General features: G+C 42.8%; 10 protein-coding genes. All 10 read left to right on the top strand.

Going from position 1 to position 16,521, the window contains the following annotated elements; all coding sequences use genetic code 11:
• Nucleotides 1–183 precede the first annotated feature (183 nt).
• Nucleotides 184–3,117 carry a sensor histidine kinase gene (locus tag CFE23_RS01085; RefSeq protein WP_291082729.1) on the top strand — a complete coding sequence of 978 codons (2,934 nt, stop codon included), beginning with the start codon at nt 184–186 and terminating at the stop codon, nt 3,115–3,117.
• Nucleotides 3,110–3,850: a LytTR family DNA-binding domain-containing protein gene (locus tag CFE23_RS01090; RefSeq protein ID WP_291082732.1), complete on the top strand. Its 741-nt coding sequence runs from the start codon at nt 3,110–3,112 to the stop codon at nt 3,848–3,850. Before CFE23_RS01085 ends, CFE23_RS01090 begins: the two co-directional genes overlap by 8 nt.
• A gap of 114 nt (nt 3,851–3,964) precedes the next feature.
• Entirely contained in the window at nt 3,965–5,458 is a 1,494-nt protein-coding gene (locus CFE23_RS01095) for a choice-of-anchor J domain-containing protein (protein WP_291082734.1), read from the top strand.
• Nucleotides 5,459–5,467: 9 nt separating this feature from the next.
• The gene (locus CFE23_RS01100) at nt 5,468–5,926 is read left to right on the top strand and encodes a DUF3592 domain-containing protein (protein ID WP_291082737.1); all 459 of its coding nucleotides are present in this window, start codon (nt 5,468–5,470) and stop codon (nt 5,924–5,926) included.
• An 8-nt stretch (nt 5,927–5,934) separates the two neighbouring features.
• Nucleotides 5,935–7,707 carry a M12 family metallopeptidase gene (locus CFE23_RS01105; RefSeq protein ID WP_291082740.1) on the top strand — a complete coding sequence of 591 codons (1,773 nt, stop codon included), beginning with the start codon at nt 5,935–5,937 and terminating at the stop codon, nt 7,705–7,707.
• Between the two features lie 106 nt (nt 7,708–7,813).
• Nucleotides 7,814–8,968 (top strand): hypothetical protein, encoded by a 1,155-nt coding sequence (locus CFE23_RS01110; RefSeq protein WP_291082742.1) that lies wholly within the window; start codon nt 7,814–7,816, stop codon nt 8,966–8,968.
• 104 nt (nt 8,969–9,072) lie between these two features.
• On the top strand, nt 9,073–9,555 hold the full coding sequence (locus CFE23_RS01115; RefSeq protein WP_291082745.1) for a hypothetical protein: 483 nt from the start codon (nt 9,073–9,075) through the stop codon (nt 9,553–9,555).
• Nucleotides 9,556–9,561: 6 nt separating this feature from the next.
• Nucleotides 9,562–10,899, top strand: a complete 1,338-nt coding sequence (locus CFE23_RS01120) for a cellulase family glycosylhydrolase (RefSeq protein WP_291082748.1) — start codon at nt 9,562–9,564, stop codon at nt 10,897–10,899.
• A 322-nt stretch (nt 10,900–11,221) separates the two neighbouring features.
• Nucleotides 11,222–12,883 (top strand): helix-turn-helix domain-containing protein, encoded by a 1,662-nt coding sequence (locus tag CFE23_RS01125; RefSeq protein ID WP_291082751.1) that lies wholly within the window; start codon nt 11,222–11,224, stop codon nt 12,881–12,883.
• A 126-nt stretch (nt 12,884–13,009) separates the two neighbouring features.
• On the top strand, nt 13,010–16,521 hold a 3,512-nt coding region (locus CFE23_RS01130), incomplete at its 3' end, for a fibronectin type III domain-containing protein (RefSeq protein WP_291082754.1).

Consider the following 16,521-nt stretch of genomic DNA (forward strand, 5'->3'; position numbering starts at 1 on the left):
AATATGTAAAAGCTGCGAAATAATTTATACCGTTGAAAGATCTTTTTAAGGACCATTCCAACCGCTATCAATATTACGACTTTGTTTTTCATGCCGCGCGCTCTTTAATAATCAAAAGCCGCTATTCACTTATTTGTGATTTATTTGCAAAAGATATTTTCTAGCTTTACCTTTTCGATAACTATGGCTACCCGTTTTATTATCTGCTTTTTATTCCTGATTATTCAGGCTTTTGGCGTTGCGCAGGTAACCTATAAAGCGGAACACCTCAAGTTTTCAAACGGGTTGCCGTCTGACATCGTGCTGTACTCCACTAAAAAACAAGGGAAATTGTATATCGCTACCCAGCGGGGCCTGTGTTTATACGATGGGTACCGCTTTATTAAAAGCGCGCAGATTTCGAGTGTAACGAATGCGCTTTGCGTACGAAAAAACACTTTGTATTTCTATGCTGCCGGCAAGGGGTTGTGCAGCATCAACACCATTTTTGACAAACCACAGATTCTATCCAAAGTCAATTATAATGACGCGACGCCAAACAACGACCATTACGACAATATCTATGTAGACCACAAAAACCGGGTTTGGTGCAGTGATTACAGTACGATAAAATATTTCACCGATTTTGAAAGTCATTCCTATCCGATTCGGAACGAAGACAAAGACATCACGCTGAATGTCACTTTTCTGGAATCAGCAACTGGTGACCTGATAATCGCTACAGAAAAAGGGGTTTTTATCTGGGATGAAAAGCAGAAAAAAATGGAGCCCCATCCCAACGTCCTGTTGGCGGAAGCCAGTGTGTCATCGGCGACGGCCATCGGCGACGCTCTTTATTTTACAACTTTTGAACGGGAATTGATGGTTTACGATTCTAAAACCAATAGGCTTTCTGTCAAACGCATTGATCAGGCGGAAATATCTCCTTTAAAGTTCGTCAGTAACACGACTGATGCGGTCTTGTATGATAAAAACACGTTATACCTGTATGACATCAAAAAACAGAAGACAAAAATCATATTCACCGGTTCTGATAAAATAAACCATGTTTACTATGACGAAGCATTGGGTTTATTTTGGATCTCCACAAGCCACGGCCTCGTGAAACTGTCTAAAATTGGCAACGAAATCGTCAGCCTGAAAATCCCCGATTCGAAAACTGTGGTCTCTATTGTTCAGGACGCACAGCGCAGCATTTGGTGCGTAACAAAAACCAACACATTATACTGTCTTTCCAAAGAAAAAAAAATATCAGCCTGGTTATCACCGCGTCCCGGCACTTCTTTTGAGCAGGTGTTTCTGAAAAATGGGCAGGTGTTCGCAACGGCAAACGATGGGCTGTACCGTCTGGAAGCGGGCGGACTGAAACTGAAGATCTCTGCTGAGATTCCGTTCAAAAAAGCGATGATTGACAATCACAATCTACTTTGGGTAATCCCTTTAAAAGGTGCTATAAAAGTCTATGATGCGGTGTCGTTCAAAGAAAAATCAAATCATATTGCCAATACTGCCTCGTTCTGGAGCGACAATACCTTTAACGACATTGCAACGGCTCCTGACGGCAGGGTTTGGCTCGCCAGCTGGATGCCGAAAGACTATGGAATATCGTACTTTGATGAACAAACGCACCTTTTCGTACAAATCAACGGGCTGACCCAATTTAAAAATAATCCGAAGTTTGTCACCGATTATTACAACCGGATTGCTTTCATCAGCCGTAATAATATTGCCTTTTCGGGTTATGGAGGATGGAACATTGTGTCACCGGCGGGCAGGATCATAAAATCTTTAAATACAGACCTGTACAAAGTAGCGAACGACCATATTGAAGGCATCACCGAAGACAGTCGCGGAAATATTTGGTTTGCCTGCGCTGAAGGGTTAAACCAATACAATTTTAAAACCAATAAGGTCGTAAGGGTGTCTGCCATCGATGGGTTGGAGTCGAATGACCTTACTTATGGCTTTTTTGCAACGGAAAACAACAAACTACTGTTGGGAAATAATGGAGGCCTACAAGTACTTGACCTGAACCAAATTACAAAAACACAATTGATAAACCAACTCGAGCTCACAGCCATCTTAAAAGACGGCGTAAATATTAACGCAAAAAAAAATGAAGCCGAGCTGGATTATGATTTTACCGAGCTGGACATCCTATTTTCTTCTTTGTCATTCTCTGAAAAAGAAAAAATCATATACCGGTACCAGTTTAAAGGGGATGGAAAATGGAACTATCTTGGCTCCAATCCAAAACTCTCCCTGATAAAACCGTCGCCCGGAAGTTACGACATTGTCATACAGGCCGGCGATAACCTGGGCAACTGGCAACCGAAGTTACTCGAAGTCCACTTAAAAATAAACCCGCCGTTTTACTACACACCATGGTTTATTGCTTTGGTGTTTTTATTGCTGTTGTCCCTTGTTTTATTGGTAAACCGCTACCTGATCCGACAGGAAAAGATTAAGGGATTTCTAAAACGAAAAATAAAAGACGTCGAGATGCAGACCCTGCGCTCGCAGATGAATCCACATTTCCTGTTTAATTCCTTAAATTCCATCAATAGCTTTATCATTCAGCAAAGAAGCATTGAGGCCAGTGGCTACCTCACCACATTTTCAAAGCTGATGCGAAACATCCTGGAGAATTCCAGACAGGAGGCCATTAGCCTTGAAAAAGAACTGGAAACCTTAAAAATGTATCTCGAATTGGAGTCGGTACGATTGGAGCATCAATTTGACTATGAAATTATCTGCGACAAAAGCCTCGATGCTGAAAACGTCAGGATTCCGCCGCTGATTATCCAGCCGTTTGCGGAAAATGCCATTTGGCATGGGCTTCACAATAAAAAAGACAAAGGCCATTTGAAAATAATTCTCTCCGAGAAAGATGATGGCATATTAAGCATCCGGATTATCGATGACGGTATTGGACGAAAAGCGTCCTCAATGTTAAAAAAAGAACAGGTGAGCCACAAATCATACGGGATTGGAATTACAGTGGACCGTCTGGTTTTGCTAAATCCAAAAAACAGTCTTACCATTATTGATTTAACCGATGGGCATAGCAATGCAACAGGTACTGAAGTAGAATTACAAATTTATTATCATGATTAAAGCCATACTTATAGACGACGAAAACCATTGCATTATCACGTTGCAGCACCTGCTTTCCGGGTTCAAAAATGTGGTGGTGGTAGCCACGACACAAGACAGTTCGCAAGCAAAAGAACTCATTGAAACGTTCAAGCCGGATGTGGTTTTTCTGGATATTGAAATGCCCGTCTTAAATGGATTCGACGTATTGCAGCAGTTTGATGACCTTCCGTTTAAAGTGGTTTTTACCACCGCGTATGATCAATATGCCATCAAGGCGCTAAAATTAAACGCTTTGGATTATCTGTTAAAACCTATTGGACACGACGACATTGAACAGGTTCTGGAGAAATACAAAGCGGAGCAAATGCACATTTCAAAAGACCAATTGAATCACCTGCACCAGTTCATCAATGGAAAAATGCAGGATACCATTGCACTCTCCACTCAGGAGGGACTGCTGTTTGTCAAAATTGAAGACATCATGTATCTCGAGGCAAGCAGTTGCTATACTTATATTGTGATGAATGATAAAACCAAGCATCTCGCCAGTAAAACGATGGCCAATTTTGAAGAGGTGCTGCAGGATAACTCGCTGTTTTTTCGTGCCCACAAATCCCATATCATTAATCTTAAATTCATCAGGCAATACCTCCGTGGGGAAGGCGGGGAAATCATCATGCAGGATGGAAACAATATTGCACTGAGCAGGAACAAGAAACAGGAATTCCTGAGCTTATTTAAAAAAGTGTAAGTCAGGAAGTTTCGTTTTTTCTCCTTCACTTACCGGTTGCCGCAGTTCACTTATTTTCATAAAAAGGAAAAGGATCTATTTTACACTTTTGAGGTAAATTAAAAACTTTACATTATGAAAATAAGATTACTTGGGTTTTTACTGTTTGGATTTATAGCATGGGCCGATGCCCAGACGACGGTCTTCAGCGAAGATTTTACAGACATCTTCAACCTGCCGGGAAGCACGACACTTCTGACTGAAGGTTTTGAAGACGTCCCGGGATTAGCCAACAATGGCTGGCTGCTGCTTAACAAAAGTAACCCGGTGGGCACGTTAACCAACAGCTATTTTCAGGGCGAAACGAATGTATTCACCGCAGAGACAGGGAGCAACAATGGTTATGCCGGGGTTAATTTCAATTCCACAGGCGCGCAGGGTACCATCAGCAGCTGGATGATTACCCCGGAGCTGACCGTCCAGAACGGAGACATCATTACTTTTTGGTCGCGGACAGTGCTCTATGACCCCGGCGCAACCGAATATGCCGATCGACTGGAATTCAGGATGAGTACTGCTGGCGAAAATTCCGTTAATCCCACGGACGAAAACAGCCTGGGGACGTTTACCAACAAGTTGCTGTCGATTAATCCTGACCTGAACACCTCAGTATATCCACAAACCTGGACAAGATACAATATGGTGGTAAGCGGGTTATCAGGTCCGACGTCGTGTAAATTTGCATTCCGCTATTTCGTCACCAACGGCGGCCCCGGCGGGAGCAATTCCAATTATGTAGGGATCGATACCTTTACGATAAAAAGGCCATTGTGGACCATCCTTAATAAAAGCAACCCAATCGGTGCGCAGCCATCGGGCTGGTTTCAGGGAAATCCGAATGTCTTTGATGCCCAGGCCGGATTTGGCGGTACGCAATATGCTGGCGCAAATTATAATTCAACAGGCCCCGTAGGCACCATCAGTTCCTGGTTCATCACTCCGGTAATGAGTTTACAAAATCAGGATGTGGTTTCATTTTGGACCCGGACCGCAGAAAACCCAAATGTAAGCGCGGACCGACTCGAAGTAAGGCTGAGTGCATTAGGAGAAAATTCCGTTTACCCATCCGATGAGAACAGCGTCGGGTCGTTTACCACTTTGCTGGCGACAGTCAATCCGAATTTAGACGATGTTTCCTATCCCACCACCTGGACTGAATTTACCAGCGTCATCAACAGCCTGGCGGGCCAAACCAATTGCAGGATTGCATTTCGCTACTATGTACTTAACGGCGGTATAAACGGCGGAAACAGCAACTATATTGGGGTTGATACCTTCAGCGTTACGAGGTCTAACCTGAGCACAATCAACTTAGACGGCAACAACATAAGCATTTATCCAAATCCAGTAAACGAAACGCTGCACATTGATTTTCAGGAGGCGATAAAAGGGAACGTGTCTGTGGTCATGTACGATCTTCTGGGTAAAGAAGTGCTTCGGTATGATAACGGTTCCCTAGATACCACTATCCTGAAAATTCCCCTGAACGTCGAATTATCAAAGGGAATTTACGTCCTGAAAATTTTAGCAGACGGAAGAACCTATACGCAGAAAATCAGTAAAGTGTAACGCGCCAAAATGATTATCCGCAACAAAAAAATCGTCACCCTGATCACGTTGGTGACAGGCATCGCCATATTGCTATTCTGGGGCAACATCCTTTTTAAAATGGTATCGCTGCCGTTCACCGGAAAAACAGCGGAGGCCACTGTAACAGGGTATAAGATAAGCGCCAACGGTGCCCGAAAGGTACAACATGCTACTTCGGTAGCAAAACCACTATCGGGACGAAGTCCGTTCTTCGAATTTACGGATGCAGGCAAAGCAATCAGCACCTACAGCAACGCTCCTCAGCTATTCGTTCTTTTTAACTATGAATTGGGCGAAAAAATCACAGTCGCCTACCCAGAAAATGAACCCCAAAAAGCCGTCATCATAAACTGGAAGGAATTACCGGGAATCATACTCATGTTACTCTTCGGCTTACTGATGTTGGCTGTCAGTTACTCCGACAAACTAAAGAAGTCTAACCAATAAAAAAAATTATGACCAAAAGACACCATATTACAGTATTGCTTATCGCCTTTCATTTTGGCGTTATGGCACAAATCAGGCCACTTGATCCAAAAGTGATGCGCGTGAAGTTCGATATTTCAAAGAACGACTACACACTTAACGATTTGATGGCGGTACAGAATAATCAATTTGTGACTGTCAATTTCCACTTGCCCAGCATGGAAGGCCTGCAGGAATTCGTGTTGCAGAAAAGCGGAGATCATTTTATCTTAAACGGAGATATTGTAATTGATCCCGTGATGCTGATTCCGCCTGTTCAGAATAAGTCGCTGGGGCGCAACGACACGGATTATCTCGTGACTTCAGAGCGATGGCGGTGGCCAAATGGCGAGATTCCGGTTGAATTATCATCTGACATCACCGGTCCTGTTTATGGGGCAGTTAAGGAAGCACTCGACGAGTTGAATGCCAAAACCGTCTTGCGATTCGTAAAACGCACCAACCAAAAAGACTATATCAGGATTGTGATCGACCCGAAAGAAATTGGCGCTGCCAGTTCCTTAGTGGGATGGCAGGGTGGAAAACAGCTTTTACGGATCAAATCAAGGGACGAAAGTTCCAAATCTGTCGTCATGCATGAACTTCTTCATGCCAGTGGTATTTATCACGAACAGTCCCGACACGACCGGGATCAATACATAAACATCCACATGGATCGGATTGAGGACAAAGCAAAACACAATTTCCAGAAAGAAAGCAATACAACTACCTACTCCAAATATGATTTTTGCTCCATCATGCATTACAACTATACTGCTTTTGCCGTCACTAAGGGAGATATCACGATTGAAGTCAAAGATAAAAATAATAAGGCTGGTGCCGATTGCTTAGGAAGATACGCCGAAGAGTTATCTCCGGATGACATACTGGGTATCCAGAAATACTACAATATCAGCAGGTTTCCCTGTAATACCAAATACTACCAAATCCCATTCGGGCTTATCGGAGAAAAATGGGTGGCCATGGGAGGAGAAAAAAGCAAAATCGGCCTGCCCCTTCATTGGGAAAAGACCTGCCCGGACGGTATTGGTAAATATGTGTTTTTCGACAATGGAGGCGCGATTTATTACCATCCTTCAACAGGAACGCACGAAGTCAGTGGGGAAATCTTAAAGGAATGGGCGAGACAGGGCTACGAAGCTAAAAAACTGGGGTATCCGATTACCGACGAAAAAGAACTGACCACTTTCAGTACCTGGAATGAAGTGGGCTATACCGCATACAGCAGGTTCCAGAACGGGGTAATCCTTTGGAATCCGGGAAGAAAATCATGCAAAGTACTCACAAACGAAGCCTTCGACGCCGGACCGGCAAAACCGATAACCGATACGATCAAAAATGCCCCTGGCAAAGCAGAAACGAGCCCCATAATTAAAAGTAGGGTGCAGACCGAAAAATCCATTAGCGACATGATTTTTGAAAAAGGCATTTCAAGCAATCTGGGACCTGTGCACAGCGAATCTTCCAAGCCAAGGCCCACAGCGGGAAAGGGTGGCTTTTTCCTTCGATTTGAAAAAGGCTGGGTGTATTACAACCCGGAAACCAAAAATGTATACTCGTTGTATGGTCCGATTATGGCGAAATGGGGCGAACTGAATTATGAAACGGGGAAGCTCGGCTTTCCTAAAACTGATGTCCGCCAACGCGAGGTAAGTTATGACGGGCTTCCGTTTGTTTGTTCTTTTGATCACGGTACCATCTATTGGGGCCCTGAAAAAGGAGCCGTGGTATACTACAATTGACCCGTCCGCAAGGTAGTACCCTGCGAGTTAATGCAGGGAAATCGGGTAATGCCGTATCTCCACCTTTATTTTATTGCAGGTGAATAAACTCTTAAACAATACTAAAATGAAAAAAATAATAAGTGTAGTGTGTCTGGTGCTTTTAGCCAACAGTTTCGCATCAGCGCAAGCCGGAAAAAGCAAACTGCCTGATGATGCGAGACAACAGATCATCGGTAAAGCCAAAAAACTAAACCTTAAAAGCGACGACGGATTTACAATAAATTACCAGCCGCTGTCTGTTGCTGATGATGGAAAATTTGAATATTATGCCCTATTTTCGAACGGGAACGCATCGGTATTCTGTAAACCTGGGGCAAAGGAAGCTTTTGCGGTATGGGGAGACATATTAATGGCCTACAACAAACTCATGACGGGCGATGTTGTAAAGGACAAGAACGGAAAAGGACGTGGCCATTTGGAAAATCAGAATTTCATCCTTGGCGCGCCGGTTTCTGACGAATTCAGGACACCAAATAAAGAAGGGGCAGGCCAGCATTTTGAAGGCGGCAGCATTTATTGGAGTCCCGGAACCGGGGCACACGAAATTCATGGTGCCATCAAGGATAAATGGGCCGCGCTTGGGTGGGAAAATTCATTCCTGGGCTTTCCGGTAACTGATGAAAAGCCTACGCCGGACGGTTATGGCCGCTTTAATTTCTTTGAAGGTGGCGCGATTTATTTCCATCCGCACCTCGGCACTTTCGCCATCCCAAAAGGCATCATTGAGATATGGAAACGAGAGGGTTGGGAAAAAGGCAAGCTGGGCTATCCTGTGGGTGATGAAATCGTCAAAAACAACAACTCAGTACAATACTTCGAATTTGGCGCAGTGATTTCGGTAAAGGCCGGCCCTTACCAGGTTATTTTTAATTCGATGCGTTCCACCTACGGGTTGTATACCAAATGGAAAGCAACGGGTGGTACTGACTCTTATTTAGGTGATTTGGTAACCCCTAATAAAAACTATCCGAAAATGTATCGGTACTACTTCGCGGAATTTCAAAAAGGATTTATTTATGAAAACCCGAATGTTTCCAATGCGTTTGTGATCAAAAAGGGACCATTCTTCGACTACTATGCATCGAAGAAATGGGAAACCGGATATCTTGGACTTCCTGTCTCGGATGAAATTCCGTCCCGCGATAATTTTACCATACAGAAATTTGAAGGCGGTACCATTATCTACAACCCAAGTACCGGAGCATACGAAAAGAAATAATCCAACCCTTCAGCGTACCATTGGTATGATAACGGACCGGGTCCAAAAAATATTCAATTTTTAAAAAATACAACTTTCCAATTAACCGAGAAAAAACAATCAAAATGAAAAATACAGCGCTATTATTCTTTGCCCTATTCATGACATCTGTTTGTTTCGCACAAACCACAGGCGACGCCAAAGTCGACGAGATGATTAAGAAAATGAAGCAACAACAGCAGTCAAATGCCAGTATTACCTATACCTTTAAGGGCAAAACCTACAAAGATGCAGCCATGACGGACACCACTAAAAAAGGCTATTATCAGGTTTTGAGCAGCCTTATTGCAGACAAGACGCCGGACTCCACCATACTCATTTCCTTCATGGGAACGGCGAGCGGTACACACCAATTTGGAGAAAAGAACAATGGATCAATCGTCATGCTGAATGGTTCCGTCTATCAAATGAAGGGAACTGTTACGATTGTGATAAAAGGCGCGAAGGCTTCAGGGAGTTTTCAGGGTGAGCTGTATCTTGTCCGGCAGAAAAACCCCAAGCCGGATGCCAAATCCAGCGGAAAAATAAGCGGAACATTTAAAATCTAATTGACCATGAAAAATATCAGGTGCTTTTTAGGGTTAGGACTACTGCTTCTTAATTCTTCTGTCTTCTCTCAGACGACCATGAAAGTTGTGGGTAAAAACCTCACCTATCCTACCGGGCAAACTGCAATTTTGCGTGGTGTAAACTATCCGTTAATCAATCAGGGTGATATTTCGCTTGCCGATGCCGCTTCAGTACATGCCTATATTGACCAGGTAGCCCTTACCGGCGCCAACTGTGTGCGCCTGCCCTGGTATAGCAATGGCCAGAGTTGGCGTGACATCACATCAGACGGTGGTACACCTGGAACGGTAAACGGTTATGTAACCAATGGAAATCTGAACGATATCATCGCATATTGCATCACCAAAAACCTTATTCCTATCCTGAGCATCCACGACGACAGTTACATCACCTGTAATAATGATTGGAACCATTTCAATACGGCAGTGATGAATTTCTGGACGAGCCCGGCTGTAATCAGCCTGATTAACAACAACCAGTCCCGGATCATCATTAATCTGGCTAATGAATTTGATTATGTTCGCTGGTCTGACAACCAGGCGGTAGCGCTAAATAATTTTAAGGCCAATTATAATGCTGCTATTGCAACGCTGCGAAATGCCGGAATCCATGTGCCGATTATGATTGATGCGCCTGATTGTGGCCAGTCTTCTACTGAACTCCTATCTGTAGCGGAAAGCATGAATACCGCTGATACCGAGCACAATCTAATCTTCTCTGCACATGCGTATTGGGGAGGTTACGCCAACAGCCTTGCACAAATTCAGACCAAACTGGACGAAGCACAAAATACGAACGTTTGCTTCATCCTTGGAGAGATAGCACCAAATCAGGACGATGGCGGTTGCGGTAATTTAAATCTGAGTACGCTTTATCCCCAGATCCTGCAACAAGCGTGCAGCAGAAACATCGGTTGGCTCGCGTGGACATTTAACTTTGACTGTTCCGCTGTGCGCGAAATGTCATCCACGAGCAGTGTTTCCAATCTTACCGTTTTTGGGAATAATATCATAAACAATCCCAACTACGGGCTGAAATCCACCGGTGGCTGCGGCGCCATAATACTCGATACGTCCCATGAGGAGCTTCAGGAATTAGAGGCCATTATTTACCCGAATCCCTCGCAGGGGCGTTTCATGATAAAAACGAATTTGGCAATTAAAAAAGTTCAGGCTTTTGACCTCCCTGGAAAAGAAATAGCCATTTTAAAAAATAAGGAAAATGATTATTCTTTCCGGAATGTCCAACCAGGGAGCTACTTTTTGAGAATTGAAACAGCAACTGGGGTTGTATTTATTAAAAAATTCAATATTCAGCCCTGAATTGATGTTGTAGAATTTGAAACATCTTGGATACAGTTTGCAATAAAACTTTGGAAAGTAAAGGCGGCCTATGGTCGCTTTTGCCATTTTTATAATGCCGAAAAATAAAACGGCTGCCTTGGGTAGGTTATTTTTCTGTTAAACTGTTGTTTAGTTGACAACATCTCGAAAGTCCGGAATTCTCCGGTACACTGCATAATACAAATAATGTAGTTATTTTTTGACAGTGATATTGCGGTACGCCTTTTGTATCTTGTGCGGGATTGATTGTTTTTTTTATTTTCTTTATACAAAATTACAGCGCATATTTTAATCTAATTTAATGACCCGCTTTTTCACGTTTTGCATTTTAATCATTATGGTGTCCTGCGCAAAGGAACATCAGGACTTTAGTGCCGATTTTCAGCACTACGATTCGGTGTTGACAAATACTGAAACCACAATTTACAATGACACAATCCTTACGCGGAAAATATTAAATGCCAACGTAAACCCAAAAGACAAGGATGCTGTTTCAAAGTTACTTGCAAAATGCCAGATCTTATGCTATCAGGGGAATTCAGCCCAGTGTGATTCCATAGCCAGGACGGCCATAAAATTAGCAAAGCAGAACAACGATGAAGTGGGGAATTACTTTGCAAATACCTTCCGATACACTGCCAATTATTATTCAAAGTCCGACAACGAAGCGCAAAAGGTCTATTATGAATTTTATGAGCGAACCAAAAAAGGGAATCCTAAGTTTCACGAAAACGTCGTGAACAACCTCATTTATTCGATGCTTGGCATTTCGCATGACCAAAAGTTTTCAGAATACCTGGATGAGCAATATACATTGGCTAAACAGCTTAACGACTCCTTGGTGTGGTGTAATTACTATTCCAATAAGGCGTACCTGTATTATGAAAAATATGAAAATGACAGTTTAGATCTGGTGATATCCAATATGGACAAAGCACTGCGTTTTTGTCAAAAAGGAAACTATCAGGCTTATTACGCGGCACTTTTCAACAGGGAGAATTTCAAAAGCAAACCGAATCCTGAGGTTCTAAAACAATGTCTTACGGAATCCGCACGATACCATTTCTTTGACCCAAATTATTATGTTAATTTATTATACTACTACACTTCAGAAAATGATGTGCCCAACAGCATTTATTATTATGAATTGAGCCAGAAAAAGTTGTTGGAGAATAAAGATTATTACAGCTTGTATGTAAACAACGAAAACATGTACAACATGTATAAATCGTTGAATGATGCTGAAAAAGCGCTTCATTATAAGGACCTCTCCTATAAATATGAGCGGCTGTGTGATGCGAAAGACCGACGGGATAAAATCAATGAACTGGAATGGTTTTACAAGTCAAAAGAAATCAAGCATGATTTGTATGTGAAAAAAATTGAAAACATCGTACTGATCATTTTTGCGGGGGTTTTACTCATTTCATTTTTTGGATATTGGGTTTTTAATGTGGGAAGGAAGCGAAGGCAACACCAGAAATATCTGGAGCTTATGAATAAACTGAATGAAAAGAATGCCGTGGTTACCCCAGAAAATACCGGCGGATTGATAAATCCGGACTATGAAGCTGACGATAACACTAAAATAACCGTGGAGGAAGAAGTCATTGAAAAAATTGTAAATGGGTTAAAAAAAATGGAAAAGAAACACGATTTCCTTAAACCCGATTTTAGGCTGGCGTATGTCGCAAAAAAGATAAATACGAATACCACTTACCTTTCCAGCTATTTTAATAATTACAAAAAACAGACTTTCTCAGAGTATACGCAGGAGCTTCGAATCAATTACGTTTTGGCAAAAATAAAAGAAGATCCCATCTTCAGGAAGTACACTTTACAAGCGATTGCGGAAGAAATTGGTTATCGGGAGGCTGCAACTTTTGTAAGAATTTTCAAAAAATATACAGGGATTTCCCCTTCATTCTTTATCGAAGAAATTGAAAAGGACAAATCGGGTTAAACCCTTATGTTATGAAGCACTACAATAATAAAAGCATATGTTTTTTTATAAAATAGCATATGCTTAATATAGATATATGTGTTTAAAAGTTTAAGTTTGCGTGTTATCAAATTTTTATAAGAATTTATGAAATCAAAAATTACTTTTCTAAGCTTATTGGCTGCATTGTTTTTTATTCCAAGTGTTTTTGGACAGTGTATCACAGGAGGAATGTATCCGCCCACTGCATTTACACCGGCATGCTCAGGGGCTGTCGAAACAATCAACACCGATTGTTGGGCAGGTGAATATGCTGAAGTCAATGTTTTGACGAATAAGCAGTACACTTTTTCAAGCTCTACCGCTACAGACTACATTACCGTTACGGATGCCACCGGAGCGACAATTTATGTAAACGGTACGTCACCTGTTGTATGGAATTCCGGAGGCATTTCGGGAGTAATTCGCTATTTTATTCATAAATCTTCGGCCTGTGTTACAGAAAACGTAGGAAGGATACGATACATTACCTGCACTACAGTAGCATCTTGTGGATCTCCAAGTGGCGTATTCGTTACCAATATCACGTCCAACTCTGCAAGGATTAACTGGACTGCTCCGGTTCCTGCTCCAGCTTCCGGATACGAATACTACTTTAGTACTTCAAACACGACGCCGCTCGCTTCAACCGCTGCGACAGGGTCAACGCCCACTGCGGTTGTGAATGTTGCTGGTCTTTCGGCGGGCACGACATACTACCATTGGATCAGGTCAAATTGTACTTCCATAAAGAGCGCCTGGGTTGCAGGCGGTAGTTTTACAACTATTCCTTTTCAAAGCTGTAATGGTGCTGCTGACGGACTTTATCCTGAAGCTACATACACCCCTTTAAACACGGGAAGTTTAGAACAAATTGTTACGGACAGCTGGGCAGGAGAATTTACCAACGTAAATATTATCGCCAACAAACAATATACTTTTACAAGTTCAGTAGCTACTGATTACATCACCATAACCAACGCTACCGGTACTACAGTTTACGCTACAGGAACGACGCCTTTGGTCTGGAATTCCGGTGCCACTACAGGAGTAATCCGATATCATCTTCACACCAATTCAGCTTGTGGAACAGAATCAGTTGGCAGGATTAGGTATATTACTTCAATTGATTCCTGTTCTACACCAAATACGTTGTCTACAACAAATGTCACGAGTTCAAGTGCCATACTAAATTGGATGGTTTCCAATATTCCGAGCGGCGGGTATGACTACATTGTAAATACATCGAATATTACCCCGACAAATACTTCAACCCCGACCGCCAACGTTAACAATATGTCTGCATTGGTAGCTGGATTGTTACCCAATACGGTATATTACTGGTGGGTGCGTTCTAATTGCGGCACTACAAAAAGTGCCTGGTTAGGCCCGGTCATTTTCGTGACACTACAGAACCCTGGGAACGGTTGTACCAATGGAACATTATATCCTTCTGCAACATTTACACCTTCATGTTCAGGCAACCCCGAGTTAATTACAAATGTTGCCTATGGAGGAGAATACACAAATATTTCGGCTTCAAATGGCACAAGACTTACTTTTTCCTCTTCAAATGCCACTGATTTTATTACCGTTACAAATGCTTCAGGAACACAGGTACTTGCTTATGGCGTCTCGCCTGTAATCTATAGTATTGATAGTGGTGCTACTATTTTAAGATATTACATACATACCAACTCTTCTTGTGGTGTGGAGAATGTCAATCGCAACCGTTTTATTACATGTACCAATAGTGTTTGTCCTTCCCCAAACAGTTTGGCTAGCGGCGCGGTAACTTCAAATAGTGCCTTATTAAGTTGGTCCAGTATTACTACTCCGGGTTCGGGTTATGAATATTACATCGATACTTCAAACGTTTCGAGTCCACAATACAGTACTGCCGCGACAGGAACCTCTACAACTTCTTTTAAAACCGTAACAGGTTTGACAGGAAGTACAACGTATTATTTCTGGATACGTTGTGTTTGTTCTGCGAGTTCAAAAAGTAACTGGGTTTATGGCGGAAACTTTACGACACAGGCTGCAACACCTTGTAGTGCGCCAACTGGACTCTCGGTTTCAAACGTTACATCTAATTCAGCCTATTTGAATCTTACTGATACAACCCCGCTGCCAGCCAGTGGTTATCAGTATTATTTAAACTCTGTAAACGTCGCTCCGACGGGTGTTACGACACCTACTGGGACTTTTAATAATTCAACACAGTCAAACGTTACCGGTTTAAACCCAAACCAGACTTATTTTTATTGGATCAGGTCGGCCTGTAGCGCTTCTACACAAAGTGCGTGGGTAGCAGGCGGAAGTTTTACGACAGTTTCTTTTTCTAGCTGCAACGGCACAGCGGGTGCTTTTGGAGTATACCCTCCAAATACTTTCTCACCAGCATGTTCTGGCGCACAGGAAGTAATTTCCAACAGCTCGTGGGCGGGTGAATTTACGAATGTGACTATAACAAGTGGCAAACAGTATACTTTTACGAGTTCCGTTTCCACGGACTACATTACAATAACAAATAGCACAGGAAATACAGTATACGCAAGCGGAATTACTCCGGTAACCTGGTATTCAGGAAATAATTCCGGACTGATCCGATATTTCATCCATACAAACTCGTCCTGTGGTTCTGAGGAAGTAAATAGGACAAGATCGATTACGTGTGCAACACCAGTTATAAGTCTTGTTGGTGAAGCCGCCTCGGGTTGGGACACCGATATTTATATGTCAACAGCTGACGGAATCACCTATACTTTAAATAACTATACTTTAGCGACGGGCGGCGTGAAATTCCGCCAGGACAGCAGTTGGGTTATTAATTGGGGTAGTGGTACGTTTCCAACGGGAACAGGAACTCAGGATGGCGTAAACATTCCCGCCGTGGCATGTGTTTATAATATCACATTTAATTTAGTGACAAGGGCATATAGCTTTGTAAGCACTTCTTCTCAACCGGCAAAACCAACAGGAACAGCAACGCAGACATTCTGTAACGCCGCGACGTTGTCCAATGTAGTCGTTACGGGAACCAATATTAAATGGTATGATTTTCCAACGGGAGGAAATCTTTTGGCCTCCAATACGCCGCTAGTAAATGGCACTACGTATTACGCCTCTCAGTCAAACGGAACTTGCGAATCTCTATTGAGGCTTGCTGTCACCACAAATATCACAGTTACTGCTATGCCTACGGCTGCCAGTACACAAACGCTTTGCGCAGGTACAACAGTTGCCGGTTTAACCGCGACAGGGACCGCTATAAAATGGTACAATGTTCCAGTAAATGGTTCGGCGTTAGCCTCATCAACGCTTTTGGCAAACGGTACATATTATGTTACACAGACATTAAACAGCTGTGAGAGCCCTCGAAAAGCGGTAACGGTTACTATAACTCCGCTTGCAACGCCAACATTTACTGCCGTAGCGCCGATCTGTTCAGGAGCTACATTGGCTGCATTGCCAACGACATCCAACAACGGAATTACCGGAACGTGGACGCCTGCGCTGAACAACACGGCAACCACGACTTATACCTTTACACCAACTGCCGGACAATGTGCTTTAACAACGACATTGACCATCACGGTAAACCCGAATGTAACACC

Origin of the sequence: Flavobacterium sp. BFFFF1 (assembly GCF_002256285.1) — a bacterium.
In the GTDB taxonomy this organism is placed as follows: Bacteria; Bacteroidota; Bacteroidia; order Flavobacteriales; family Flavobacteriaceae; genus Flavobacterium.